At 57.9% G+C, this 25955-nt stretch carries 18 protein-coding genes; 8 read left to right on the top strand and 10 right to left on the bottom strand.

Features of this window, described 5'->3' with window-relative positions; translation table 11 throughout:
- Positions 1 to 5: 5 nt before the first annotated feature.
- From KI792_10575 to KI792_10560, 4 genes are all read left to right on the top strand, one after another.
- On the top strand, positions 6 to 1883 hold the full coding sequence (locus tag KI792_10575) for an ABC transporter ATP-binding protein (protein ID MBV6633459.1): 1878 nt from the start codon (positions 6 to 8) through the stop codon (positions 1881 to 1883).
- A gap of 47 nt (positions 1884 to 1930) precedes the next feature.
- Entirely contained in the window at positions 1931 to 3907 is a 1977-nt protein-coding gene (locus KI792_10570; GenBank protein ID MBV6633458.1) for an ABC transporter substrate-binding protein, read from the top strand.
- 122 nt (positions 3908 to 4029) lie between these two features.
- Positions 4030 to 5028, top strand: a complete 999-nt coding sequence (locus tag KI792_10565; GenBank protein ID MBV6633457.1) for an ABC transporter permease — start codon at positions 4030 to 4032, stop codon at positions 5026 to 5028.
- 101 nt (positions 5029 to 5129) lie between these two features.
- A complete protein-coding gene (locus tag KI792_10560; protein ID MBV6633456.1) occupies positions 5130 to 6212 on the top strand; it encodes an ABC transporter permease in 1083 nt (360 codons plus the stop codon).
- Positions 6213 to 6276: 64 nt separating this feature from the next.
- On the opposite strand, the gene KI792_10555 is transcribed toward KI792_10560, so the two are convergent.
- From KI792_10555 to KI792_10510, 10 genes are all read right to left on the bottom strand, one after another.
- Positions 6277 to 7092, bottom strand: coding sequence for a hypothetical protein (locus tag KI792_10555; protein MBV6633455.1), 816 nt, complete (start codon positions 7090 to 7092; stop codon positions 6277 to 6279).
- A gap of 206 nt (positions 7093 to 7298) precedes the next feature.
- A complete protein-coding gene (locus KI792_10550) occupies positions 7299 to 7583 on the bottom strand; it encodes a hypothetical protein (GenBank protein ID MBV6633454.1) in 285 nt (94 codons plus the stop codon).
- 72 nt (positions 7584 to 7655) lie between these two features.
- A complete protein-coding gene (locus KI792_10545) occupies positions 7656 to 11168 on the bottom strand; it encodes an acyl-[ACP]--phospholipid O-acyltransferase (GenBank protein MBV6633453.1) in 3513 nt (1170 codons plus the stop codon).
- A gap of 11 nt (positions 11169 to 11179) precedes the next feature.
- Positions 11180 to 11779 carry a TetR/AcrR family transcriptional regulator gene (locus KI792_10540; protein ID MBV6633452.1) on the bottom strand — a complete coding sequence of 200 codons (600 nt, stop codon included), beginning with the start codon at positions 11777 to 11779 and terminating at the stop codon, positions 11180 to 11182.
- A gap of 116 nt (positions 11780 to 11895) precedes the next feature.
- Positions 11896 to 12741 carry a class I SAM-dependent methyltransferase gene (locus KI792_10535; GenBank protein MBV6633451.1) on the bottom strand — a complete coding sequence of 282 codons (846 nt, stop codon included), beginning with the start codon at positions 12739 to 12741 and terminating at the stop codon, positions 11896 to 11898.
- Between the two features lies 1 nt (position 12742).
- Complete coding sequence (locus KI792_10530; protein MBV6633450.1) at positions 12743 to 15097, bottom strand: RND family transporter; 2355 nt, start codon at positions 15095 to 15097, stop codon at positions 12743 to 12745.
- Positions 15098 to 15107: 10 nt separating this feature from the next.
- Positions 15108 to 16172 carry a hypothetical protein gene (locus tag KI792_10525; GenBank protein ID MBV6633449.1) on the bottom strand — a complete coding sequence of 355 codons (1065 nt, stop codon included), beginning with the start codon at positions 16170 to 16172 and terminating at the stop codon, positions 15108 to 15110.
- Between the two features lie 22 nt (positions 16173 to 16194).
- On the bottom strand, positions 16195 to 17562 hold the full coding sequence (locus tag KI792_10520; protein MBV6633448.1) for a DUF1329 domain-containing protein: 1368 nt from the start codon (positions 17560 to 17562) through the stop codon (positions 16195 to 16197).
- A 145-nt stretch (positions 17563 to 17707) separates the two neighbouring features.
- Entirely contained in the window at positions 17708 to 19594 is a 1887-nt protein-coding gene (locus tag KI792_10515) for a DUF1302 domain-containing protein (protein ID MBV6633447.1), read from the bottom strand.
- Positions 19595 to 20008: 414 nt separating this feature from the next.
- Positions 20009 to 20497 carry a peptidylprolyl isomerase gene (locus KI792_10510; GenBank protein ID MBV6633446.1) on the bottom strand — a complete coding sequence of 163 codons (489 nt, stop codon included), beginning with the start codon at positions 20495 to 20497 and terminating at the stop codon, positions 20009 to 20011.
- 243 nt (positions 20498 to 20740) lie between these two features.
- On the opposite strand from KI792_10510, the gene KI792_10505 reads away from it, so the two are divergent.
- From KI792_10505 to KI792_10490, 4 genes are all read left to right on the top strand, one after another.
- The gene (locus tag KI792_10505; protein MBV6633445.1) at positions 20741 to 21829 is read left to right on the top strand and encodes a phosphotransferase family protein; all 1089 of its coding nucleotides are present in this window, start codon (positions 20741 to 20743) and stop codon (positions 21827 to 21829) included.
- Positions 21826 to 22257 (top strand): hypothetical protein, encoded by a 432-nt coding sequence (locus KI792_10500; GenBank protein MBV6633444.1) that lies wholly within the window; start codon positions 21826 to 21828, stop codon positions 22255 to 22257. The genes KI792_10505 and KI792_10500 overlap by 4 nt, the downstream gene beginning before the upstream one ends.
- Positions 22258 to 22271: 14 nt before the next feature.
- Positions 22272 to 23993 carry a thiamine pyrophosphate-binding protein gene (locus KI792_10495; protein ID MBV6633443.1) on the top strand — a complete coding sequence of 574 codons (1722 nt, stop codon included), beginning with the start codon at positions 22272 to 22274 and terminating at the stop codon, positions 23991 to 23993.
- 256 nt (positions 23994 to 24249) lie between these two features.
- Positions 24250 to 25914 (top strand): AMP-binding protein, encoded by a 1665-nt coding sequence (locus KI792_10490; protein ID MBV6633442.1) that lies wholly within the window; start codon positions 24250 to 24252, stop codon positions 25912 to 25914.
- Positions 25915 to 25955 lie beyond the last annotated feature (41 nt).

Genomic DNA, 25955 nt, shown 5'->3' with positions numbered 1-25955 from the left:
CCTTTATGTCGAATATCGTTGAGATTCATGACCTTGCTGTCTCCTTCTCGGGTTTGGAGGGAGACACAAAGGCGGTCGACGGGGTGACCTTCCCAATCCCAGCCGGCAAGGTCACGGCCCTGGTGGGGGAGAGTGGTTCCGGCAAGTCTGTCATAGCCAACACGATCATGCGGCTATTGCCTGCCACCGCGAATATTGAGCGCGGCCAGGTTCTGTTTTTCGACAAAGGGGCTGATGAGCCGCCCATCGATATGGCGGCTTTGTCGCCTAAATCATCCCAGCTTCGGGCGCTGCGTGGTGATCGTATTGGCATGATCTTCCAGGAGCCGATGACGTCCCTATCGCCGCTGCACACCATTGGTGATCAGATTGGTGAGGTGCTTCGCCTCCATGCCCGTGAGGATGGCAAGATGAGCCGCGCGGCCTGCCTTGAGGCCGCAGAGGAGATGTTAAACCGGGTTGGGTTTCCAAATCCGCGCCAATCGCTCAGCCAGTATCCGTTTGAGCTATCCGGTGGGCTTCGCCAGCGGGCCATGATTGCGATGGCGCTGATCAACCGACCGGCCTTACTGATCGCGGATGAACCAACCACCGCCCTGGACGTCACCATCCAGGCGCAAATTCTGACATTGATCCGTGACTTGCAGGGCGAGTTCGGTATGTCGGTCCTGATGATCACCCACGATCTGGGGGTGGTTGCGAATATGGCGGATTATGTCGTCGTCGCTTATCGCGGCCGGATTATGGAGCGTGGGCCGGTTGATCAGGTGTTCCAGAATGCCTCCCACCCCTATCTGCAGGCCTTATTCCGCGCTGTTCCAACCATTGGTGCCGACCGGGATAAACGCCTCCAGCCACTTCGGCCGATTGAGGTCAGTCGCGCCCTGGCCGGTCAGCAGGCCGCCGAGGTCGATAGCGAAACCCATAAACCGCAACCGGTGCCGCGTGGAGCGCCGTTGCTTGAGATTAAGGGGGTTGAGAAAACTTACCCACTTAAGGCGGGTGAGGGGATCAAAGCCCTACGCGGTATCGACCTTACCTTGCGTAAGGGTGAGTGCCTGGGCCTAGTGGGGGAGAGCGGCAGCGGCAAAACCACCCTGTCCAAGATCATTGTGGGCGCACAACATGCCGACACTGGCACAGTCCGCTACCACGCCGCGGCGGATAAGGCGCTCGACGTTACCCGGTTCGATGAGAACCAGTGGCGCCGAAACGACCTTCGCAAGAAGATCCAATTCGTCTTCCAAGACCCGTTTGGATCGCTCAATCCCCGCATGCCGGTTTCAGAGATTCTGACTGAGCCATTCTTGGTGCAGGAGGTGGGTGACCAGGCCTGGCGGCGAGAGCGAGCAGTTGAGTTGATGCATCTGGTTGGCCTCGACTCCCGTAAGCTATCGGCGTTCCCACACAGCTTCTCTGGCGGTCAGCGCCAGCGTATCGGGGTGGCGCGTGCTCTAGCACTGCACCCAGAACTACTGCTGTGTGATGAGCCGGTTTCTGCCCTGGACGTCTCAGTTCAGGCGCAAATCCTGAACCTGTTGAAGGACCTGCAGAAGGCGCTGGACCTAACCTATCTCTTCGTCTCTCACAATCTTGCGGTGATTGATTACGTGGCTGACCGGATCGCCGTTATGTGCCGTGGTAATCTGGTTGAGGTCGCGGATCGGGATGCGCTGTTTAACAATCCAACCCACCCCTACACCAAGGCCTTGCTGGCCGCGGTACCGGAGCCGCGCCTGGATCGGAAGTTGGATTTTGAGAAGATCCGCGATGGTGGGCAAAGTGAGCCAGAAGCCTGGCCAGAGCCGTTTACCATTGACCAACAGCACCAACCCGGGCTGATATCAGTGGCAGATAACCATTTTGTGAGAGCGAGGGCATGACAGGACAATTCGGCTTGATCGCACCTGTCCCAAGCAGCGGCCTTAACATGTTCCGTCAAACCGCCGCCGCGCTTGCTCTTAGCGTGATCGCCGCACTGCCCTTTGGCGCCCAAACGGCGTTTGCAACCTCACCGTCTGACTTGATCGAACCACCAAGCCTGGCCAAGCGGGTCACCGCTGGTCTGCTGCCACCTGTCGCTGAACGTGTCCCAGCGACGCCACATGTTACCGATATGGCGGCGATGGGTCGTGAGCCAGGCAAGTCTGGCGGTCGTCTTACCATGCTGATGTCGCGCGATAAGGATGTGCGCCAGATGGTGGTTTATGGCTATGCCCGCTTGATTGGCTACAACGCCGATTTCGAGCTGCAGCCAGACATCCTTGAGCGGCTCGAGGTTGAAGAGAACCGCATCTTCACTTTCCATCTGCGGCCCGGCCATCGCTGGTCAGATGGTGCGCCATTCACGGCCGAGGATTTCCGGTTTTTCTGGGAAGATGTGGCGCTGAACGAAGAGGTGAACCCAAGTGGGCCGCCGCCGGTCATGCGGATGAAGGGTGAGCTGCCGAGCTTTGAGGTGCTCGACGAGACCACCGTCCGCTTCACCTGGTCGACGCCTAACCCAATGCTGATGCATGAGTTGGCAGCGGCTTCCCCGCTCTACCTCTACATGCCATCGCACTATCTGAAGTCGTTTCACGCTGACTATGCTGACCCGGGTCAGCTTCAACAGCGCGTCGATGCTGCGAGTAAGCGCAGTTGGGCCGCACTCTTCAATGGGGTCAGCAAGGCCTATAAGAACGAGAACCCGGACCTACCGGTGTTGCAGCCCTGGATCTTGGATAAGGCCGGCATCGGCACCCGTAAGGTGTTCCGCCGCAATCCTTATTTCCACCGTGTTGATAGCCGGGGCCTACAGCTTCCCTATCTGGATGAGGTGGTCTTTACCATCGCTGATGCGAAGTTGATACCGGCCAAGGTGGCGGCGGGGGAGAGTGACCTGCAGGCCCGGTATCTGAGGTTTGAAGACTATGCGTTGTTAAAGAAGAGCGCGGGCGCCCAAGGCTATGACGTTGCCCTTTGGTCCAATGGCCGTGGCTCGCAACTGGCGCTTTACCCCAACCTGACGGCGAAGGATCCAGCCTGGCGTGAAGCGTTTCAGGATGTGCGGGTTCGGCGCGCCCTGTCCCTCGCCATTGATCGGGAGGAGATCAATCAGGTCATCTTCTTTGGCCTGGGCAAAGCAACGGCGAACGGCACGCTGCCGCAAAGCCCACTCTATAACCCCGCCTTCGCCGAGGCTTATGCCGAGTTCAATCTCGCCAAAGCTGGGAAGCTGCTCGACCAGGCGGGACTTCGCCGTGACCCTAATACGGGCGACCGGCTGCTATCTGATGGTCAACCCATGGAGATCATTGTTGAGAGCGCCGGGGAGTCGACGCTTGAGAGCGATGTCTTGCTGTTGATCCGCGATAGCTACGCCAAGCTTGGCATTAATCTGATTACCCGGCCGAGCCAGCGGGAGTTGTTCCGCAACCGCGTCTATGGCGGTGAGGCGTTGATGTCGGTTTGGACCGGCCTCGATAACGGCTTACCAACCGCAAGCATGGCGCCGACTGAGTTTGCCCCCGTGCGCCAGGATCACCTTCAATGGCCTGCCTGGGGACAGTATTATGAGACCCATGGTGAGTCTGGTGAGGCGCCGTCATTGCCTGAGGCTCAGCGATTGCTTGAGCTTTATAAGGAATGGAGCTCAACCACCGATGACGAGCGTCATGTCGCCGTCTGGGAAGAGATGCAGCAGGTGTTTGCCGAGAGTGTGTTCACCATCGGCACAATTTCCCAGGTGCCGCAGCCGGTGGTGATCGCCGACCATCTGAAGAACGTGCCGCGTGATGCCCTCTATAACTGGGATCCGGGTGGCTATTTTGGTGTTCACCGCATGGATCTGTTCTACCGTGATGATGCCGTCTCGGTGACAGACCTTCCCCAACCTGGCCGCAGCTTTGCCCAGCGGGCAAATTAGCCAATCGTGAAGTGCCTGTGATGGCCCAGCGCATTTGCTGGCTGGCAATTGCCCTTTGTCGCGGGTAGACCTAATGGGCAATTAGGCGCCGTCGTGATGGGCGCTTTAGACCGGCATGGGCAATGCTGAACTTCTTAATTCGTCGATTACTGGTGATGATCCCGACGCTGATTGCGATCAGCATCCTGGTGTTCACCCTGATCCAATTGCCCCCGGGGGATTACCTGACGGCCCAATTGGCCGAATTGCAGGCCCAGGGTGATAGCACCGCCCAGCAACAGATTGAGTTTCTGCGCGCCGAGTACGGCCTCGATAAGCCGCTATATATCCAATACTGGAATTGGGTCACCGGCCTGCTGCAAGGTGATTTGGGCCATAGTTTTGAGTTCAACCTGCCGGTGGCCGATGTATTGGGCGACCGGCTGCTGCTCACCTTCGTTCTGAACTTCGCCACGATCATCTTCATTTGGTTGGTGTCGTTCCCAATCGCCGTCTATTCCGCGACCCATCAATACAGTGTGGGGGATTACGGCCTGACCTTTATTGGTTTTATCGGTCTTGCGACGCCGAACTTCCTTCTTGCCTTGGTGCTGCTCTACCTCGCCAATGTTTGGTTTGGCACCTCAATTGGCGGATTGATGGACCCGCAGTATCTGGATCAGCCATGGAGCGTTGATAAGGCCTTGTCCGTGCTGGCTCATCTATGGGTGCCGGTGGTTGTCATCGGGACGTCAGGTACGGCGGCAATGATCCGCCGGTTGCGGGCCAATCTGTTGGATGAGCTTCGCAAGCACTACGTGACCACCGCCCGGGCTAAGGGCATGGGCGAGGCGCGTTTGCTGGTCAAATATCCGCTGCGCATGGCCTTGAACCCTTTCGTGGCTGACATTGGCAACCTGCTGCCGCAGGTGGTGTCAGGTGCCGCCATTGTATCGGTCGTGATGTCACTGCCGACCGCCGGGCCGCTTTTGGTTAAGGCGTTGCAGAGCCAGGATATGTTCCTGGCAGGCTCCTTCCTGATGTTCTTGGCCATGTTGACGGTCATCGGTGTCTTTATCTCAGACATTCTGTTGGCGCTGCTCGACCCGCGAATTCGGGTTGGCGGCGGGGTGGTTCGCTGATGGTCGCCAAGGCAACGACCCTTCCGCCCAGCCTGGATGCCACCACCCATGTGGTGAGTGATGAGGCCTTTGATCCTGGGCAGGCAGAGCGTGACACGAACATGCATGATGACCTGGCGTTTGCCGGTCAGTGGCGCCTCGTCTGGTTGAAGCTTAAGCAGCATCGGCTGGCCATCTTCTCAGCCTTCATTTTATTGCTGCTGTATCTGATGGCGGCCTTTGCTGAACCCCTGGCCCCTTATGCGCAGGATACGCGGGACAGCAAGCATGTGCTGGCCCCGCCGCAATCCATACACCTTTTCCATGAGGGGAGCTTTGTTGGGCCCTTTGTCTACGGGTATGACCAGACCCTCGACATGGAGAACTTGCAGCGCGTCTACACCCCGAACTCCGAGAAGGTGCAGCCCTTAAGGTTCTTTTGTAGCGGCGATAGCTATCAGTTCTGGGGCCTGTTTGAAGCATCGGGCCATTTGGTTTGCCCCGCTGTGGACGGCACCATGTTCTTGCTGGGGACTGATCGGCTGGGCCGTGATGTGCTCTCCCGTATCATCTATGGCGCCCGGATATCCCTGACCGTTGGCCTTATCGGAATTGCGGTTAGCCTATTCCTCGGCATTCTGATCGGTGGCTTGGCAGGCTATTTCGGTGGCTGGGTCGATAGCATTGTGCAGCGGGTGATTGAGACGATCCGCAGCTTGCCTGAACTGCCGCTATGGATGGCCTTGTCCGCTGCGGTACCGGTGACGTGGAGTCCCATCCTCGTCTTCTTCTCGATCACCATCATCTTAGGTCTGATCGACTGGACTGGCCTTGCACGAGCCGTGCGCTCAAAACTACTGGCCTTGCGTGAGGAAGATTTTGCCAGCGCCGCTAGGCTGCTGGGTGCTAGGCCCCGGCGGATCATCTTCAAGCATCTGGTGCCCAACTTCTCGAGCCACATCATTGCCTCGGCGACCCTGGCGATCCCCAGCATGATCCTTGGCGAAACAGCGCTTAGCTATCTCGGGCTCGGCTTGCGGCCACCGATCAATAGCTGGGGCGTGTTGCTGACCGAAGCCCAGGACATCAACATCGTGGTCCTATACCCCTGGCTAATGCTGCCAGTGGTACCGGTTATCATCGCCATTCTTGCCTTTAACTTCCTTGGCGATGGCTTACGGGATGCGGCTGATCCCTACCGGTAGTCAGGCATGAAAAAAGGGACTGATTGAACAGCCCCTTCATTCAACTCAGTTTGTCTGGATCAAACTAGCCGCCGTGACGTGCTTCCCGGCGCATTTGGCCGATAGAGGCACGACGCTCTGCTGCTTGGGCTTCTGCCCCCTCAACACCAGCGATAATTTGTTCACCCGCTGCAAGGTCGCCTGCACCTGCGGCGGGGCTATCCATGCCTAGACCGGTTTCTGTAAGGGCTGCCGGTGCATCACGGCCAACACGGGTCACACCAGCGGCCGCAAGAGCGGCGCCTGCAGGACCAGCAGATGGGCTGTTATCACCACCAAGGCCAAGGCGATCACCAATGTTGCCGAAGCCTTCGCTGTAGACACCGCCAAGTTGACCGAAGCCACGATGCATTTGAGACCAATCGCCCCGCATGGAGCCCTCAGCAATGCCGCGGAAGACATTCTGGAAACCTTCCATGGCGCGGCCCATGCCGTTCTCAGCCATGAAGATCGGGGCAATTGCAGCACCAACGGCGGCAATACCACCAACTTTATTCAGCATGCCGCCAATGCCACCACCGCCGCCGCCACCGCCAAACAGACGGCTGGCAAGGAACAGGCCGCCAGCACCCATGGTCAGGTTGCCGGCCGTTGTGCCGGTGAGCCAATTGCCAGCACTGCTGGCCATCTCACCCATATTTGGCATTTCCGGAAGGATGGCGTCGCTAACAGCACCGCCGGTGGCGAGTTCAGCGCCAACTAAGGTCGTGACAGGTCGTTTGGCCGCAAAACCAAGGGCACCACGTAAACCGGTTCCGACCCGCGCGAGCAGCGGTCCGCCAACACGTGCAATGGCCGGAAGTGCGATACGAGCGCCCCAAATAAGAGCTGGTGCAACCATTTTAAACCCCCAAATCTACGTGATCCCTGCACCCCTGCAGATGATCGGTTATCCCTATTAAAGACTGTACGGGCACATTAAGAAAGTGCCTAATTTAGCGTTTCGAATATTTGCTACGCATGGGCTTAGGTGTCGACCAGTTTCACTAGGGCTTTTCATTTTAGCCTTTGTTTTGGCTGGTTTTTCTGCGCTTTGCTGCAGTCGCTTTACGCCGCGGTTTTGTCGACAACTTTTGCATAGCGATCAAGATAATCGGGCTCTTCACCACCCTCAGGCCATTCCAACATGCCGAGCAGCTCGCTCGCCGCTAGCGCCTTTAAGATATCGGGGTCGACATTCTCAATCTCGCCGATCTGTTCCTTCTCGCAGTAGATTGAGAAGCCGGTTTTCTTCACCACAACGGTCAGCTCACCCTCAGGCGGCATCGGCTGCCTGATGATAAGAATGATGTTCCCGGTGGTAAGTGGATAAATGTCTACCCAAGTGATCATGTGTTTAAAGCCGTTTCGGTGCGTCTAGAGCGCGTTGAAAATTATGCCCGATACATATAGCACGCATCTTAATCATACGGGTTCTAGTTCACGTTCCTGCGCAACAAGCTTGTTCAGGCTGACCATATCGATCTTACCGGTGCCAAGCAGTGGCAGTTCTTCCATGACCAGTTGGTCCTTTGGCACCACCAGTTCTGGCAGCCCCTGTTCTTTCGCTGCTTTACGCAGTTTGGCGAGATCAAGCTTCTCACCGGCGACGCAGATGATCAGTTTCTCACCCTTTGACGGATCGGCCTGGCTAACAACGGCGGTCTGGATCTCTGGATAGGCTGTTTCTGCTAGCGCCTCGACAGCGGCCAGGGAAATCATCTCACCACCAATTTTGGCAAAGCGCTTGGCCCGACCTTTAATCGTGATGAAGCCGATAGCATCCACCTCGACAATGTCGCCGGTATCGTGCCAGCGGGTGTTCTCATCTGAGCCTGGCTCTGCTGCCTCAAGCTGGCCTGGCTTATCAATCTTGAGATAACCCAGCATGACATTCGGGCCGGCAACCTTAAGGCGGCCGCCTTCCTCAACGCCTGGAACCGGCTCCAGTTTGTAGCGCATGCCGGGCAGCAGACGGCCAACGGTGCCAGGGCGATTGTGCATCGGTGTATTCACCGCAATCACAGGTGCGGTCTCAGTCGTGCCATAGCCTTCGAAGATCCGAGTGCCGAACTGCTCCATATAGGTGCGGCGGGTTTCCGGGCGCACTCGCTCGGCACCGGCAAAGACATAACGCATGGCATAGAAGTCGTAGACATGAGCCATACGGGCATAACCACTGAGGAAAGTGTCGGTGCCGAACATGATGGTTGCGTTAAAGCTGTAGGCCAATTCAGGCACCACGCGGTAGTGCAGGGGCGATGGGTAGAGGAAGGTCGGAACGCCAGATACAAGCGGCAGCAGCGTGCCACCGGTCAGCCCAAAGCTATGGAACATGGGCAGGGCGTTCAGCACCTTGTCTCGCTGGGTAAAGTCCACCCGGGCTGCAATCTGCTTACAGTTCGACAGCAGGTTGCTATGGCTCAGCACAACACCCTTCGGTGCCCCCTCAGAGCCGGAGGTGAAGAGCACGAGCGCGGGCGCATCGGGATCAATTTTGCGCGCACGGCACACCCATTTGGTGAAGAACGTCTTCGTTAGGGCCCAAAGGCGATCGAGCGTGCCGATGCTTGGGCGGATATCTTCGAGATAGATCAGCTCAAGCTTGTGCTCGATACCGGCGACCAGCTCTTCCAGATTGGCCTTCTCAATGAACCGGCGGGAGGTCAGCACCCTGGTTACCGTGGCCGCTTCTGTCGCCTTTAGAATGCCGCCAGCACCAGCGGTGAAGTTCAACATGGCCGGAACGCGCCCATAGGCTTGAAGCGCCATAAAGGTCACCACCCCGCCAATACTGGTTGGCAGCATCACGCCAATCCGCTCTCCCTTGTCGGCGAGCTTGGCAAGTTTGGCACCCAGGGCCTCGGCACCGGCGATTAGCCGACGATAGGGCATGGATGGCATCTCAATATCGCCCACAGCCTCCGACTTCATGCCAAAGCGGCGTGCAGCAAAGGTTAGGGCGCCATAGATGTCGGTATGGCGGTTTGAGGCCTTGAAGCTAAGGTCGGCCAGGGCGTCATAGAGCGCTAAGTCGGTCTGCTCACGGCGGGCGCGACCTTTCACATCACTTGGAATATCCAGATGGATGGGCTGCTCGATCGTCACGGTCACTCGTGGGAACCAGACTTGGGGCATGCTGCCCTTAAGCAGGGAGAACTTGCTGAATTGCGGACCATCAATCCGGATTGGGACCAGCGGTACGCCACCACGTTCGGCAATTAGGCCTGGACCCTCATATACCTTCATCAAGGCACCGGTTTGGGTAATCCGCCCCTCTGGGAAGATGACGATGGAGCGGCCACCCTTAACCTCCTCAATCAACGCTTTAAGCGCGAGGGGGTTGGTTGGATCCAGCGATTTGAAATCGACCAGCGCCAGGAAGGGACGGGCCCACCATTTCTCAGCGACATGGGTGTGGACGGCAAAAACCGGGCGGCCAGGTAGGCTGGCGGCCAGAATAATCCCGTCAATGTAGGAGACATGGTTGGCGACAAAGACACCGGGCCCTTTAAGCTTATCCAACCGCTCCACACCATTAACCCGCATACGGAACAGTAGCTGCAGCAAGGTGCGGAATACGGGCCGTACCAGCAGCGTTGGAACCAGGCGCACGGCATAGCCAGCAGCGAAGATATTGGTGATGGCGAGGGCTGCCAGCACAACCCCAGCATTCACGCCAAGGGTCATAAGGGCGGCGGCAACACCGCTACCAACCACAATGAATAGGGCGGCCATAACGTTACTGGCCGCGATGATGCGGGCGCGCTCTTCATCACTCGCCTTATGCTGAAGCATGGCGTAGAGCGGTACGACAAACAGGGCACCACCGACAGCAATGCCAATCAGGTCGATGAACAGGCGCCAGCTCTGTGGGCTGGCCAGGATCGTTGCGAACACGCTCGCATCGCCAATGCCTGCCAGTAACGCATGCGGATAGTCGGCAATGATTGCCAGATCCAGCATGAACAGGGTCACGATGATCAGGCCTACAGGCGCCCATTGACCGGTAATACGACCCTTCAGCAGCTTGTCCGTAAGCAGGGCGCCACCGCCAATACCAATTGTGAAGGCAACGAACAGCAGCGTCGTCATGGTCTCAGACGCGCCGAGCTCAGCTTTTGCCAGCACCGGCAGTTGGGCCAACAGGACCCCGCCCAGCAGGTTGAACCAGGCAATGCCGAGAATTGGATAGAAAAGCTGGGGTTTGGCTGCCGCTTCCTGAAGCTGCGCCCAGATTGCCTTTGGTTTCCAGCCATCCAGGGCTGGCGGCGCTGGTGCTTGGCTCGGTGCCGTTGGGATCGCGAAGCTGGCGGCCAGACCCACACCGGCGACTGCCAGGGTGGCAATCGCGATGGCCAGGGTTGGCATCGGCGTCAGCAAGAGTAAGCCGCCAATAATCAGGCCGGTGATGATGGCGGTGAAGGCCCCGGCCTCAAGCAGCGCATTGCCCGACACCAGCTCATCATCACGCAGGTGCTGGGGCAGCATGGCGTATTTCGATGGGCTGAATAGGGCGGATTGTAGGCCAAAGAGGAATAGTGCCAGCATCAGGATCGGAATGCTGGTGGTAACCAGCCCGACAATGCCAACCAGTGCGGCGCCGATCTCCGTCATTTTGAGGGTGCGGGTGATCTTCGCCTTATCAAACCGGTCGGCCAATTGCCCGGCTAGGACGGAGAATAAGAGGTAGGGCAGGATAAACAGCGCCGTGCCCGCAACCACGGCGAGCCCGCCAGCGCCATCGCTGGTGGCTAGGTTGAACAAGATCAGCAGGGTGATCGCCTGCTTGAACATGTTGTCATTCACGGCCCCCAGAAACTGGGTAAGGAACAGGGGCAGGAACCGCTTTGTCTTCAGGACGGACCAAAGGGATGGTCGTGCGCCAGTTTCCACAACCTCAGCTGTATCGATGTCATGCGTGATCTTATCGGTCATCTTATTCTTCCTTAGGCCGCGTTTTCAGCGCTGTCTTGGGCCGCTTTACCGCCGAGGGCGTTATAGGCCGCGTTGGCCAGGGCTGGCACATGATCGACCATCTTGCCGCCCAGGCGGCCATAGACATGGAAGGTAGCCGGTTGCATCACGATGCCCAGGACAAAGGCGGTAGCGAGATTCACATCCTGCTCCGGAATTTCGCCTGCCTGCATGGCGTCCGCGATGATGTCACTCATCGCCAGCACCGGGGTCCTGGTGCCAGCCTTAAGGCGATGCAGGTTGCGGTGTTGAACCAGCAGCAAGAAGCGGTAGAGCGCTGGGTCATTATCAAACAGCTCACAGAAATGGCGAATAACGACCAACAACTTAAACTTTAGGCCTGAATGCTCCGCGGCTAGGGCATCCAACCGGTCGGCAAAGCCCACATAGTTGGTCGAGAACAAATCCCAGACCAGATCGTCCTTGCTGACATAGTGGCGGTAGATCGTGCCCTCGGCGATGCCTGCCGCTTTCGCGATGTCCTTAGTCGTGGTGGCCTCAACACCCTGCTCGGCGAACAGGTTGAGTGCTGCTTGGTTAATCCGGGCGCGGGTCTCGTAAGGATCAGACATCTTAGGCCTCCACCGGCTGTAGAAGGTGTGTGAGTGAGTGCTTACTCACATGCGATGGGGGCACCATGCCCGAACCTGACAATCGGTTCAAACATGTGGGTGAGAGTGCCACTCACTCAGTACTTTTCAAGCCAAAGCGAGCTTTCAATCGCACCGTCGGGCAGGTGCAGCGCTGGCAGCTGTGTTGCCATGGTGGCCCGGGCATGGGCGCTGGCAAACAGGATGCGGTAGGCATTGGTGCCAATCAGCGCGGCAACCAGTGGTTGCTCGTTATAGCCGCGCCATTGCCATTCTGCCGGGTAGGTTTCAGGTAGGAAGATATCGTGGATATGGATCACCACCCCGGGCGGCAGGCTGGGTAACCAATCATGGAACAGCACATCCACATCACTGCCGGGCATCAGGATATGGCTGCTGTCGATGAACAGGATGTCACCTGGCTCTAGGGCGGGTGCGGGCCCAAACTTCTCAACCGTGGTCCCGTGCCAGGTAATCGGGAGATCCGGTGCATTTGCCAGGGTGGCTCGCGGCGCCGGGTCTATTGCATCAATCTTGGTCTCGAGGTCGCCGTCGCTGATCGCCTGCAGGGCGAAGCGCGTTGAGTGGCCGGAGCCAACCTCAATGATCCGCTTTGGCTTCCGGTACCGGATCATCGCGTAATAGGCAGCGGCATCAAGGCCGGGAAACCAGCTTTGGTTCCAGCGTGGGGCAGGTGCAGCGGCATCAACACCGATTGCCGATAAATCCTCAGCCAACGCCGCTATCCGCTTTAGATGCTCGCCCGTATCGGTCTCCGAAGCGGTGAAGAGTTGGCGGATCGGCTGGCCTAATGGCTTTTGATCATCAACCGCGCCCGCATAGCGATAGGGGATAAAGAACCCGCCGCCATGGCCAAAAACAGCCTCCAACGCCAGGCGCACATAGCGCCAGCGTTTACCGGTCGGAACGATGGATAAGGGCATGTTAAGCGGCTGCGGCGCCCGTTGGTGCTTCAGCCTTCTTGGCTAGGCCCTCTGGTGGGTAAACCAGGGCAGCCAGGGCAGGCAGGACAACAATAGCGCCGATCATGTTGACCAAGAACATAAACGCCAGCAACAAGCCCATATCGGCCTGGAATTGCAAGTCGCTAAATACCCAGGTCATAACACCAAGGGCCAAGGTAAGGCCGGTGAAGATCACCGCACTGCCCGTCTCACGCAGCGTATGCTCATAGGCTGGGCGCAAGGCCTCACCATTACGCATGTGGTAGAGGAGGCGGGAGAAGATATAGATCCCGTAATCGACCCCAATGCCAACCCCGAGCGCTGCCACAGGCAAGGTCGAGACCTTCAAACCAATACCAAGCTGCGCCATCAGGGTGTAGCAAAGCACCGACACCAAGGTCAGCGGCAACACGGTGCACAGTGTGGCCCGGATCGACCGGAACATGACCAGGCAAAGCGCGATAATCGCGATATAGACGTAAAGCAGGATTGGGCCTTGGGCCGCTTCAACTACATCATTAACCGACGCGGTCACACCAACATTGCCGGTCGCTAGCCGGTAGGTCAGCGGGTCATCTGGGTGCTCATCGATATAGGCATCAATCGCATCAATGATCCGGTCGATGGTGACGGCGCGGGTATCCTCGGTGAAGATCAGCACCGGCATCACTGAGCATTCTGCGTTCAGCAGGCCCGTCGAGGTTTCAACGGGGCGGACAGCGCGGACCAGGACCTGGCTGTTTCGGGACAGTACCTGCCAGGCTGGGTGCCCCTCATTCCAACCGGCATTGACGGTCTTCATCACGCCAGCGAGGGAGATGGTGGACTGCACGCCCTCTGTATTACGGATCGACCATTCAAAGCGGTCCAGCGCACTCATCACACCGTAATCGATGCAGCCATTCTCGGGCGCCTCAACGATCACCTGCAGCAGGTTCACGCCGATGGCATAGCGTTCGATGATGTCACGGGTGTCCTGGTTGTAGCGGCTATCGGGGCGCAGTTCAGGCACGCCGGCCTGCAGGTCACCAATTTTAAGAGCCTGGCTACCCTGCCAACCGAGTACAAAGACAACCGCAGCCACGCCGACAACAATAAGGCCAACCTTACGTGTCGCCAGGCATGAGAGCGCCTTCCAAACCGGCTGTTTCCATTTTGCGGCCTTCTCCACCTTTGCGACGTAAGACTTGCCGCGCCGCATGTAGGAGAGAAGCAACGGCAGGATCAGCAGGTTGGTGATGATGATAACGGCGACACCGATACTGGCGGCGATCGCCAGCTCTTTAATCATCGGAATATCGATCAACAGAATGGTTAAGAAGCCAATCGTATCGCTAAGCAGGGCAACGGCACCGGGGATCAGTAGGCGGCGGAAAGAGTTCTGCGCCGCGGTCATCTCATCGGCACCCTCCATAATCTCCGCACCGGTAGCATTGATCATCTGCACGCCATGGCTGACGCCGATAGCGAAGACCAAGAATGGGACCAGGATGGACAGCGGATCGATGCCGTAGCCAAAGCTGGCAAGCAGCCCAAGTTGCCAAACAACAGCGGCGAGGGAGCAGATCAGGGGCAGCAGGGTGATCCGTGACGACTTACAGTAGCCATAGACCAGCACGGCCGTGATCATAAAGGCGATCATAAAGAAGAAGGCAACGCCGAGGGCCCCCTCGGCGATATCCGCCACAACCTTGGCGTAGCCGATGATATCGATCTGAATGTCATCGGTCTGGAACTGGTCGCGGATCTGTGCCTCAAGTGACTTGCCCACCGCGATGTAATCTAGGGCTTCACCCGTTCGTGGGTCGCGATCAACCAGGTTGGCGCTGACGATGGCCGCTGTGAAATCGTTGGAGACTAGGCGGCCTACCTGACCTGACTTCAGGATGTTTTCCCGAACGATATCCAGGAACTCTTGGGTTGGCTGGAAGTCGGCAGGGATGACGTTACCGCCGGCAAAACCGTCTTCGATCAGCTCAATAAACCGGACATTTGGCGTGAAGATCGAGGTGACACGCGCAGGGTCAACGCCATCAATCGCGTAGACCTCGTCTGTCACCTTCTGCAGCGTGGTGAAGAACTCTGGCGTGAACATATCGCCATCGACCGCACGGACCGAAACGAGGATACGGTTCGCGCCGCCATAATCTTCCTGATACTGCCGGAAGGTATCCATATAGCTATGGGTGATCGGCAGCCGCTTTTCAAAACCGGCATCAACCTGCAGCTGGGCTGCTTGAAAACCCATGACGAGGGTTAGCAGGGCAAACAAAGCCAGGATTGCGAGGCGCTGGTTAAAGATGAAGGCCTGAATACGGTCAGTCATGCTGGTCATCACTTACCCCTCAACTGCCGCCATCGGCGGGGAGGCGGGTAAGCCCGGTCTCGCCATAGATAAGAAGGGTGCCATCAGAAAGCGGCAGGCCACCGGCCAGCGGCTTTCTCGCCTCACGCACAACGGCGCGCCAATTAAAATCTGCTGTTGGCTGATCATCAAACAGCAGCATACCGCCATGACCGATTAGGATCGGTGCCTGGCCCTCGGCCCAGACACCGCCATAGAAGCCATTGCTGACACCGGTCGGGACCCGCTCCCAACTATCGCCCTGATCGTTCGTGGCAAACACATTGCCTTGGAGGCCGAAGGCTAGAATGGGCTCGTCCGTGGCGGCTGCTGGCGGCGCCAGAATGCCGAAGAAGGTGCCGCCATAAGGCGTGCTCTCAAGCTCTTCCCAATTCTCGCCGACATCGCGGCTACGGAGGATTGTGCCGAACTCTCCGACAATCATCAGCGTATCATCGGGGAGGCGGACGCTGTCATAGAGATGGCTGTCACCATCGAAGACGAAGCGTTGTTCCCAGCTCTCGCCGCCATCTTTGGTTTCTAGAAACAAGCCATAGGCACCGATGGCAAACCCCTGGGCATCATCCAGCATGTGGACATCCAGGATCGGCTGTTCCCAGTCGGGCTGACGGAACACGATCTGCCAGCTGGCGCCATCGTCATCGCTCGTAAGGATGACGGCATCGTGGCCGGCGGCGATCAGGCGGCCGCTGGGTGTGCGGTCGATTGCACTAAGCAAGGTTGAGACGGGGCTGACAGATTGCTCCCAACTCTCACCTAAATCATTTGATCTTAGAATCTGGCCCCGATCCCCAACGGCGACGATCAATTCAGCGCCGGCATCGTTCTGGATCGATAGGGCATCAATGGCGGTCACTTGATCCGCTAGCGGTGCGATTAAGGCTGGCACCGGTGTGGGCTCAAGCACGGGCCCTTCAGCCAATGCGGCCACAGGCATCGCGGTTGCCAATAAGGCGATCGCCAGAGGGCGCAATGGCCAGCCCGGGATTTCCGGGCTGGCCATCACAACGCGATCTAACTGCCGGTTAAACCAGCTCTGCGTCATCGATTAACCCCTTATCAAGTGGTTATCGACGAACCGAGCGGCGCAGCTGTTCTGGTGTGAAGTTACGGCGGCTGTAGTCCTGACCGTAACGGATCATCCACTCATTGTTGTTGAAACCAATGGCGGTGTAACGACCAGATTGCAGGTCATGAACGATGTCGACGGTGTTGTAGTAAACCGGGACATCATAATAGTTCAGGCCATGGCTCTCAGACAGGCGCCAGTAGTCACCGCGGCTGTCATAGTGGTCGATTGAGACGATGTTCCAGCTATCCTCATCGATATAGAAGGTACGACGGGAATAGATATTGGAGATGCCGTCTTTCAGGGTGGCCTCGACAACCCAAACCCGGTGCTTTTCATAGCGCAGGTAGTCTGGGTTCAGGTGGCCAGCTTTGATGATCTCATCATAGTCGACACCTGGAGCGTGCAGCGCGTAAGCGTTGTACGGCACGATCATTTCTTTGCGGCCAACCAGCTCCCACTGATAGCGGTCTGGCGCACCGGAGAACATGTCGAAGTTATCCGTGGTACGCAGGCCATCAGCCGCCGTCCCTGGATTGTCATACGCAACGTTTGGCGCGCGACGCACACGACGCTGACCTGGGTTATAGGTCCAAGCCTGGCGTGGCACGGCAACCTGGTTCAGGGTCTCGTGAACCAGCAGAACCTCACCGGCGAGGCGGGCAGGCTCCACAACGAACTGTTGGAAGTATGCGAGGATGTTATCGCCGCCATTACCGCCTGGTTGCGAGTATGGCAGGAAGGTTTGTTCCTCAATGAAAACCATCGTGTAGTCGCCACCAGCGGTCGGGTTGGCCTGACCAACACGGCGCTCAAACGCGACGCCACGGAAGCGCAGCAGGTGGTTCCAAATAACCTCTAGGCCAGTCTCTGGCACTGGGAACGGGAAGCCCTCTTTGGCGCCAAGAACACCGTTACCATCTTCGGACAGCTGACCGCGTGCCGCATTGGCCATGGTTTCGTCATAGATGCGCTGTGGGAAAGCCGCCGTACGGTGGGTCTCATAAACAGGCATGCTGTAGGATGGATACTGCTGCAGCATCTGATAGTGGCCCTCGGTGAGGAGGTCACGATACTGGTCAGCATTGCTACCGGTGATGGTGAAGAGTGGCTCACCCTTCTCAAATGGGAAGGTGTGGTGGCCGCCAGCGGAGTAGTCGACTGGTGGCTCAGTGACGCCGCCGGTCCACTCAGGGATCGATCCGTCCTCATTGCCTGCGCGGATCGCGCCAACTGGGGTCAGTGCACCACCGAGATCGGAATCGCTGAAGCTATGGCCGTCAGCATTGGCGAAATTGGTTGGAAGACCAAAGCTGAAGCCGACACTCAGTGCCACAGCAGCGGTCAAAAGGCTGCGCCGAATCATATATTTCCCTCCCAGAGGCGTTTTAGCAGGGGCTGTTTTGCACCCCGTTGATCGGTTTTAGACCAACTTAATAATGACAAGACCGGCGGGGTGTTGATCACCCCTGCCGGCTTAACTCGTTGACGTATACGGCAATAATCAGCCGTTAGAAAGAATAACTCAGTGAGACAGAGACGAAATCACGGTCACGAAGCAGGTTTTGATCCCCACCGCCGAAGAAGTTCGTGTACTGCGCTGAGAAAGCGAGCTGGTTTTGGTAGGTGGCAGTGAAGCCAACGCTCACAGCCATCCGGTCTTCAACGAAGTTACCAAGTGGGGCTGGCGTGGTACCGCCAACGTTGTGAGAGAACGACATGGTCGGTGAGATATTCACCGGGCCAATTGCGTTCAGGTAGTCAGCGCGGGCTGCCAGGACATAACCCCAAGAGAACTGGTCGCCGAAGCCGTCAGTGACGAAGCCCTCTGGGCCAGCGAGCACTGGGTTACCGCCGACAACCGTGCCTGGACCCTCAAAACGAAGTTCACCAGCAGATGGGAAGTCGTGGATGTAGGTGAAGCCAGCCTCACCAAGCAGGACCACCTGGTTAGCACCAAGGTTGGGGCCAAACAGCTGGGTTGCAGTGATCTGAGCTTGCGAGACATCGAAGTTACGGAAACCAGAGATGTCTTGATCGAAGAAGTCTTGGAAGTTGCCGAGGCTAATACCACCAAGATCGCTGATGATCTGGTTGGTGTTGAACGCGGCAATCGTGTCCTGACAAGACGCTGAAGTTGGGTCAGCGGAGCAAGCACCAGCAACGGCACCTGGGGCAACCGCTGCCTGGAGCAGTTCCACGTCATCGACCTGCAGCGGCTGATCGATTTTCAGGGAGTATTCACCCTGCAGGGACAGGCCACGAAGACCAAGGCGGTCCAGGGTGGTGTTAAAGCTCGCACCGAAGAGTGAGATATCCTCTGGATACTCCAGGAAGTACTGGGTGCCATCGGCATAGTTATCAGCGGTCACGCCAAGCAGGTCAGTGATCGAGCCAGTGTTGGCGCTGATCAGTGGTAGGCGGCTGTGATAGTTGATGTAGTAGAGGCCGAACTCAGTGTCGTTCAACTCAGGTGAGAAGTAACGAGCGGCAAGACCAAACTGACCAAGGTCAGATGGGTTGTTGTCTGAGGTTCGGGTGGCGCGTGAACCCAGCGGGGTCACTGGCGTCACAACTGACTGCTCGATATCTGGAACCAGCGGGTTACCGAAGCCGAGGAAGACCTGGCTCGCACCAGGTGACGCAATGTCAGTGGTGCTGAAGAAGGTACCCAGCGCTTCTGGCTCGGTCGCTTCCCAAAGGAACTGTGCGAAACCTTCAATGCTGAAGTTGTCGGTGAGGCCGACATTAATGTCGATGATCGGCACTGGCGTCAGGGCGTCACGGATCTGGGAGCCAGGAACGCGCAGGCGGCTAACGTCGATTGGGTTAATGACGTTGATACCGTTCTGGATGAACGTGCTCTCACCCCAGTTCAGGACCTGGTTACCAAGGCGGATATCAACCAGGGTGCCCTCGATGTCGTAGCTGGCATCGATATAGGCATCGAACAGATCAATATCGCGACCAATGCGGTTGATCGCATCGTCATCGAGGTCACGGAATTGGGTGTTGTCCTCATTGGCATTCAGGAAGTCGTAGAAATAGCCAACGCGGAAGAACGCACCGTAGTTGTCTTTCTGGATCTCAAGCTCGTGGTTCACGCTAAGTGCCACGGAGACCGGACCGGTATCGTAGTTGAGGTTACCGTCGTCACCGTTGATCGACAGGTAGTTACCGCCATTGGCAACACCGATCAGATCGGGATCGCGATCTTCAACCCGGAACAAGCTACCAGCGGTAACCGTCGTGTCGAAGGCGATGTCGTAACCGTAATAGGTAAACGATTCAGCCTGGGCTGGGGTGACAGCGGTCATCGCCAGGAACGTGCCGGTTGCGAGTGCTGCAGCGTAGGTGCATGGCTTGAGAGCCGTGCTGTCGAATAAAGTCTCGGTCATGCGCTTGCGCATTTGCCGTGCCTCCCCTTCAAAACCTGTTGGCCCTTCATGCTCGATCCGGGCTCGGTGTTCTTTTTTGCCGTTCTTGGCGGTTAAAAGCAGTGTCCAACTTGCCCTGTGCCTTATGGCTCTTTGGTCTGTGGCGCTTCTGCGACGTGGTTTTGTCGCTACACCGCAGCCGTATGGCTAGCTGGTTGGTCATCTTGGCGGTGCCTGCAAAAGCGCGAAACCCGCAGCTATGGCGGCACAACGCCAAGTTGTTAGCTAGTTCAAGCCGTACATTCAAGCTGACATAACAAGGCCGCCTTACCATTCAGGTAGGCGGCCCCGGGGTGCGCTTTTTTCGCAACATTGGTATGCAAACAAACCGATGCGACATCAAAACTGAGGTCGCTTCGGCTTGCTTCTCAGCTGTTACTCAGCGTCGGCTGCAACTTGCAGTTTGACGATCTCGTCAGGATCCGCGGGCGGCTCGCCGCGGGTGATGGCATCGACATGCTCCATACCGTCAATAACCTGGCCCCAAACGGTGTACTGACCGTTCAGGAAGCTGCAGTTATTGAAGCAGATGAACCATTGGCTATCGCCGCTATTTGGGTCCTGGGTACGGGCCATGCCAATCGTACCGCGACCGAAGTTGGTGTCGGTGAATTCAGCCGGCAGTTTGATGCCGCTGCCGCCAGTGCCGGTGCCGGTTGGGTCACCAGTCTGGGCCATGAAGCCATCAATGACGCGGTGGAAAACGATACCGTTGTAGAAGTTCTGGCGGGTCAGCTCTTTAATCCGGTCAACGTGGCGTGGTGCCAGGTCAGGGCGCAGTTGGATCGTCACCTGGCCGCTTTTGAGATCGAGCAGCAGGGTGTTTTCAGGATCAACGGCCTGGGCGTCATCGGTAGAGGTCATGAGGATCAACAAGCTCCCAAGTAGAATTGCAGCCCGGCGTGCAAAAAGCCCGGCGGTTGAGATGAAAGACGGGCAACGGATCATGGTCGACACCATCGGTTATAGGGTGGGGAACAGAGCCGCGATGAGAAGATACCGCTCACACTGGCGATAGCAGCCCTGGAAAAATCGCCGGTAACGTTCCATAACGAACTCGCACTGTCCAGTGCGGTGACCGGCCCTAAACACTGTCGATTGCGATTTATGAGCGGCGATAAAGCATTCAAAACGCTTCGTGACCCAGCCAGGCTGGGCGCGGCCCTCTCTGCCTATCTGGTGGATGCCTGGGGCGCCACTCGGGTTGAGATATCAGGGATTGAGCCGCTGAGTGGCGGTGCGATCCAGCAGAACATCGCGTTTGAAGCTAAAGCGACAGGCGGCGAACACCCTGGCAGTCACTATCTGGTGCTCAGGACCGATGCGCAGTCTGCCGTCGATGTCAGCATCAACCGATTACAAGAATTTGAAGTCTTAAAGGCTGCCCATGCAGCTGGTGTGACCGTGCCGGAGCCTGTCCTAGGTTGCGCTGATCGTGGCGTGATTGGCCAGCCCTTTGCCCTAATGGGCAAGGTTGCGGGGGAAGCGCTGGGCCGCAAACTGGTTCGTGACCCCCAGCTCGTCGGTGATGCTGGCGACGCACTGGTCCACAGCCTGGGCGGTGAATTGGCCAAGCTTCATCAGATCACACCGGACCATGAACTCGCGGTAGGGCTGGAGTTTTTGCCTGTGCCACCGAGCACGGCCTTGGCCGCGCGCCTAACTCTCTACCGTGGCTTCTTAGATGCGATTGATCAGCCGCAACCAGCCCTTGAATGGGGGCTCCGCTGGCTTGAGCGGAATATGCCAGAGAATGCCCCGACTTGCCTGGTCCATGCTGATTTCCGCACCGGAAACTATCTGGTGGATGGCACCCAACTCTCTGCGATTCTGGATTGGGAGTTCGCCAGCTGGTCTGCGCCGATGGAAGATGTGGGCTGGTTCATGGCCCGCTGTTGGCGCTTTGGCCGCCGGGATCGGGAAGCAGGTGGTCTTGGCAGTCGTGAAGCACTTTATGCTGGCTATGATGAGATGGCAGCGCAGCTTGGCCTGGCGCACCGCATCGATCCTAATCTTGTTCCCTATTGGGAGGTTATGGCCCTTATCCGCTGGGGCATCATCGCGCTTCAGCAAGGGCAGCGAACCGATGCAGGTGGTGAGGCGTCGCTTGAACTGGCGCTGACCGGACCAATCGCGCTTGAGACGGCCTATGACATGATCCATCAGATCGATGAGATTACGGGGGCGGCCGCATGATCCATATCGATACCGACCGCCTGTTAGAGCTCGCGCGCCTCACCTTGCTTGAGAAGGTGCTGAACAAGCCGCCAGCGATTAACCGATATCCAACGCTCATGGCTGCCAATGCCTTGGCCATTGTGCGCCGGTATCAGGCGCAGTACCCCGCCGTGCGCCGGGCACAGGCTGCACTTTATGGTGAATGGGCCGCCGCTGCTGCCTTGCCGATCCCTAGAAGCGACCAGGGTGGGCCGCCCGATGCAACGCTTCTGGCGGCCAATGTCGCCGATGCCATTCGCCGTGGCCGTTTTGACCATCACCCAGGCATTACAGACCAGTTCCGTGAACTGCTGGCCGCTGAGCTAGCCATTACAAATCCCGCCTTCCTTGAGCAGTTTGAGCCCGATGAAGCGGATGACGACAACTCTTCTTCGACCGACGCGTAAGGATGACCAAGCCCATGCTGACCCCGACACCCCCACAGGCGGCCAAAACCACGACAGGCGGCGAGATCCTTGTTGAACAGCTGATTACCCATGGGGTCGACACGATCTTTGGGGTGCCTGGCGAGTCCTATCTGGGCGTCCTGGACGCCATGTACCCGGTTGAGGATAAGCTGCGCTTCATCATCGCGCGGGTTGAGAATGGCGCGGCCAACATGGCTGAAGCCTATGGCAAGCTTACCGGCAAGCCCGGGGTTTGCATGGTCACCCGGGGGCCGGGGGCTACCCATGCCAGCATCGGCATTCACACTGCCATGCAGGATAGTACGCCAATGGTCGTCTTAATCGGCCAGGTCGGGCGGAAGATGAAGGACCGTGAGGCGTTCCAGGAGGTCGATTACAAAGCGGCCTTTGGGCCTCTCGCCAAATGGGTGGCGGAAATCGACCATGCTGAGCGGATTCCTGAGTACATGGCCCGGGCATTCCACACGGCCCAATCCGGTCGTCCGGGCCCGGTGGTGCTATCCTTGCCTGAGGACCTGACCAGCGACTTGATCACGCTGAGTGACGATGACAAGCCACGCCGCCCGGTACTGCCCGCCGCGACCACACTGGCTGGACCGCAGGCAAGCCAGATTGAACAAGCGATGGCTATGTTGGCCAAGGCGGAGCGGCCCTTTGTTATCCTTGGCGGACCGAGCTGGGACGACGCGGGCGTCGCCGCGATCACCCGCTTTGCCGAGGCAAACAAACTACCAGTTGGCTGCAGCTTCCGGGCACAGGACCGGTTCGATAACCGTCACCCGAACTACGCTGGTGATGTTGGTATTGGCATCAACCCGAAGCTTGGTAAGGCGGTGATGGAGAGTGATCTGCTTTTGGTCATGGGGCCGCGCCTTGGCGAGATGACCACCGGCGGCTATTCCCGCATCGTGCCACCCCGATCCCAACAGCCGATGATCCATATCCACCCAAGCGATATGGAACTTGGCAGCGTCTATCAGCCTGATCTTGCCATTCAAAGTGGCCTGTCCCTGGCGGCGGAAGCGCTGGCCGCCCAAGCCCCGGTCGCCAATCCGGTTTGGTCAGATTGGGCCGCCGAACGGCATGCGGATTATCTTGAAAACATTGCTGAGCGGGATGCACCAGGCCCGCTCAACATGTCCACGGTGGTTGCGCATCTGAATGAGGTGCTGCCTGAGGATGCCATTGTTTGTAATGGCGCTGGCAACTCGACAGCCTGGCTGCACCGTCACTTCCAGTATCGCGGCTTCCGTACCCAGGCCGCACCGACCAGCGGTGCCATGGGGTACGGCGTACCGGCGGCCGTTGCAGCCAGCATCGTGTACCCTGAGCGGACGGTAGTCTCTGTCGTTGGTGATGGTTGCTTCCAGATGGCGATGGCCGAGCTTGGTACCGCCAGCCAATATGATGCGGCCCCGATCCTGATCGTGGTCAATAACAGCATGTACGGAACCATCCGCATGCACCAGGAACGCGAGTATCCTGATCGTGTGATTGCCACCGACTTGGTGAACCCAGACTTTGTCGCCCTTGCCAAGAGCTATGGCTGGTTCAGCCAGAAGGTTGAGCGAACCGAAGATTTTGCCCCGGCATTTGCGGCCGCAAAAGACAGCGGCAAGGCGGCTTTGCTTGAGTTGATCATCGATCCGGAAGCGATCACAACCCGCCAAACCCTGTCAGAGATACGTGGCACCGGCGTTAGGGCGCAGCGCTAGTCTGCTGTTCTAATTGAGGCGGTATCGGGTTAAGTGTCGAGAGCATTCTAAGAAGTCGGGTGACAAGCCCGGACCATTGCCCCAATATGCATTGAGGGATGAGGGCCAATGGTCATGGTTTTGGGGAATGCATGACCAACCGATCACACCGGTGGCCTGTCTTGAATTGGCCTGATCAGCCGCTTTATGTGGCGTCGGGCGACTTCTAAGCGAGAGGCGTTTTGACAAGAGGCATGGTGGATCGAGAGGCGGCGGCGTGACCTTCTTTGACTTGCGGATCCGAAATGCTGCGGACCTGCTGCTGCGCGGGTTTAGTGACGATGCCGACATCGCCCTTTTGGAAGTAGATGGTAAGCATCAGCGCCAGATCAGCATCGGTGAAATCGATCAGCAATCCGCCGCTATTGCCGGATGGTTGCGCGCCCAGGACATTGGTTCTGGTGATGCGGTTCTGATCCTTCAGCCGCTCTCTCTTCAGCTCTACATTTCGCTACTTGCGGTGATCCGGATTGGCGCGATTGCCGTCTTTGCCGACCCCCACAATCTACGCAGTACGGTGCGTGCCGCTTGCCAAGAGTTAAAGCCGCTTGCGGTTATTGGAACATCGACCACACTTCGCCGTCAGTCAAAGAACCCGCATTTGCGCAAGGTTCCGGCGAAGCTTCGAACCAATGGCTGGGGCCTTCGGGGTACCAGTTGGCGTCGCGCACTTCAGTCGGAGGTGGCGGCTACTGAGACTTTATCCCTGGAAGAGCCAGCGATTGTTTCCTTCGTGCCAGGTCCGACGGGGCAGCCTGTCGGCGTGGTTCGCACCCACGGCCAGATACTGGAGCAGCATGGCGCCATGTCTGCCGTTCTGGCGCCGCTTAAGACCTCTATTGTTGCGACAGATGTGCCCTCAGTTGGATTGAGTAATCTGGCGCTTGGCATTCCCACCGTGATGCTTCGCCGGCAAGATGCGGCCAGCCTCGCAGCCTTGGCCCAAGTAAGTGTCGTACAGCAGCCCAAGCCGTCGCTCGACACACCGTTCGAGGGCACCTTGGATCGCCACAAACGTGATCGTTACATCTCTCGAATGGTCGTTTCCCCGGGTCTTGCGGGGCAGCTGGTTGAGAGTGCCGATGACGCCGTGTTTGGTCTCGATGATCTAATTGTTACCGGCCCGATTTATCCGGATATTGCCCAGAAGCTGGATCAACAGCTGGAGGGCGGCAGCCTTCGTATTGTCTACGGGCATCCAGAGGTAGAGCCGATTGCTGAGCTGGCCTATGCCGATACGATAGCGGCGGACCGATTGGCCACCTCCGTCGGTCGCGGTGTTCTGGTGGGTAAGCCGATCCCAGAGGTTCAGGTCGCCATCTTGCCGGATGATTACGGCATGCCCATGGGGCCGTTTTCACAAGCAGAGTTCCGCGCTTATCAGCTTGAGGTCGGTGAGGTCGGTGAGGTCCTGGTCACCGGTGATCACATGGTGACCAACTATGTAAATGGCCGGGCTGAGAGTGAGACCAAAGTCTTTGTTGATGGTCGTATCTGGCACCGTACTGGCGATGCTGGCACCCTTGATCCTCAAGGCCGCCTATGGCTGCTTGGCCGTTGTCTGGCCAGGATGGAAGATGAGCTCGGCACAACCTATCCGCTGGCGGTTGAGGCGGCGGCCCGATGCCAGCTTGGCCTCCGTAAGCTTGCCTGCGTCGATCATGACGGTCGCAGCCTTCTGGTGATTGAGAGTGCGGCGTCGCTTGAGCTGGATAGCTTGCAGGAAGTGATTGGTATGACCGGTATCTCCGGCATCGTCGTGGTGGACCGTTTACCGATGGAACGGCATCAGGACGCCAAGGTCGATTACCGCCGGTTGATGCAGATGCTCTCAACCCGCAGTGACCTTGTTCGCATGGATTTTGATGATGCGGGTTCGTAACAGAACACCCGTCTCCATTAGCGTCTGAGAATTAGTACGGC

This window comes from Alphaproteobacteria bacterium SS10, from assembly GCA_019192455.1.
Taxonomy (GTDB): domain Bacteria; phylum Pseudomonadota; class Alphaproteobacteria; order TMED2; family TMED2; genus TMED2.
This window is presented reverse-complemented; position numbering and strand designations above follow the sequence as displayed.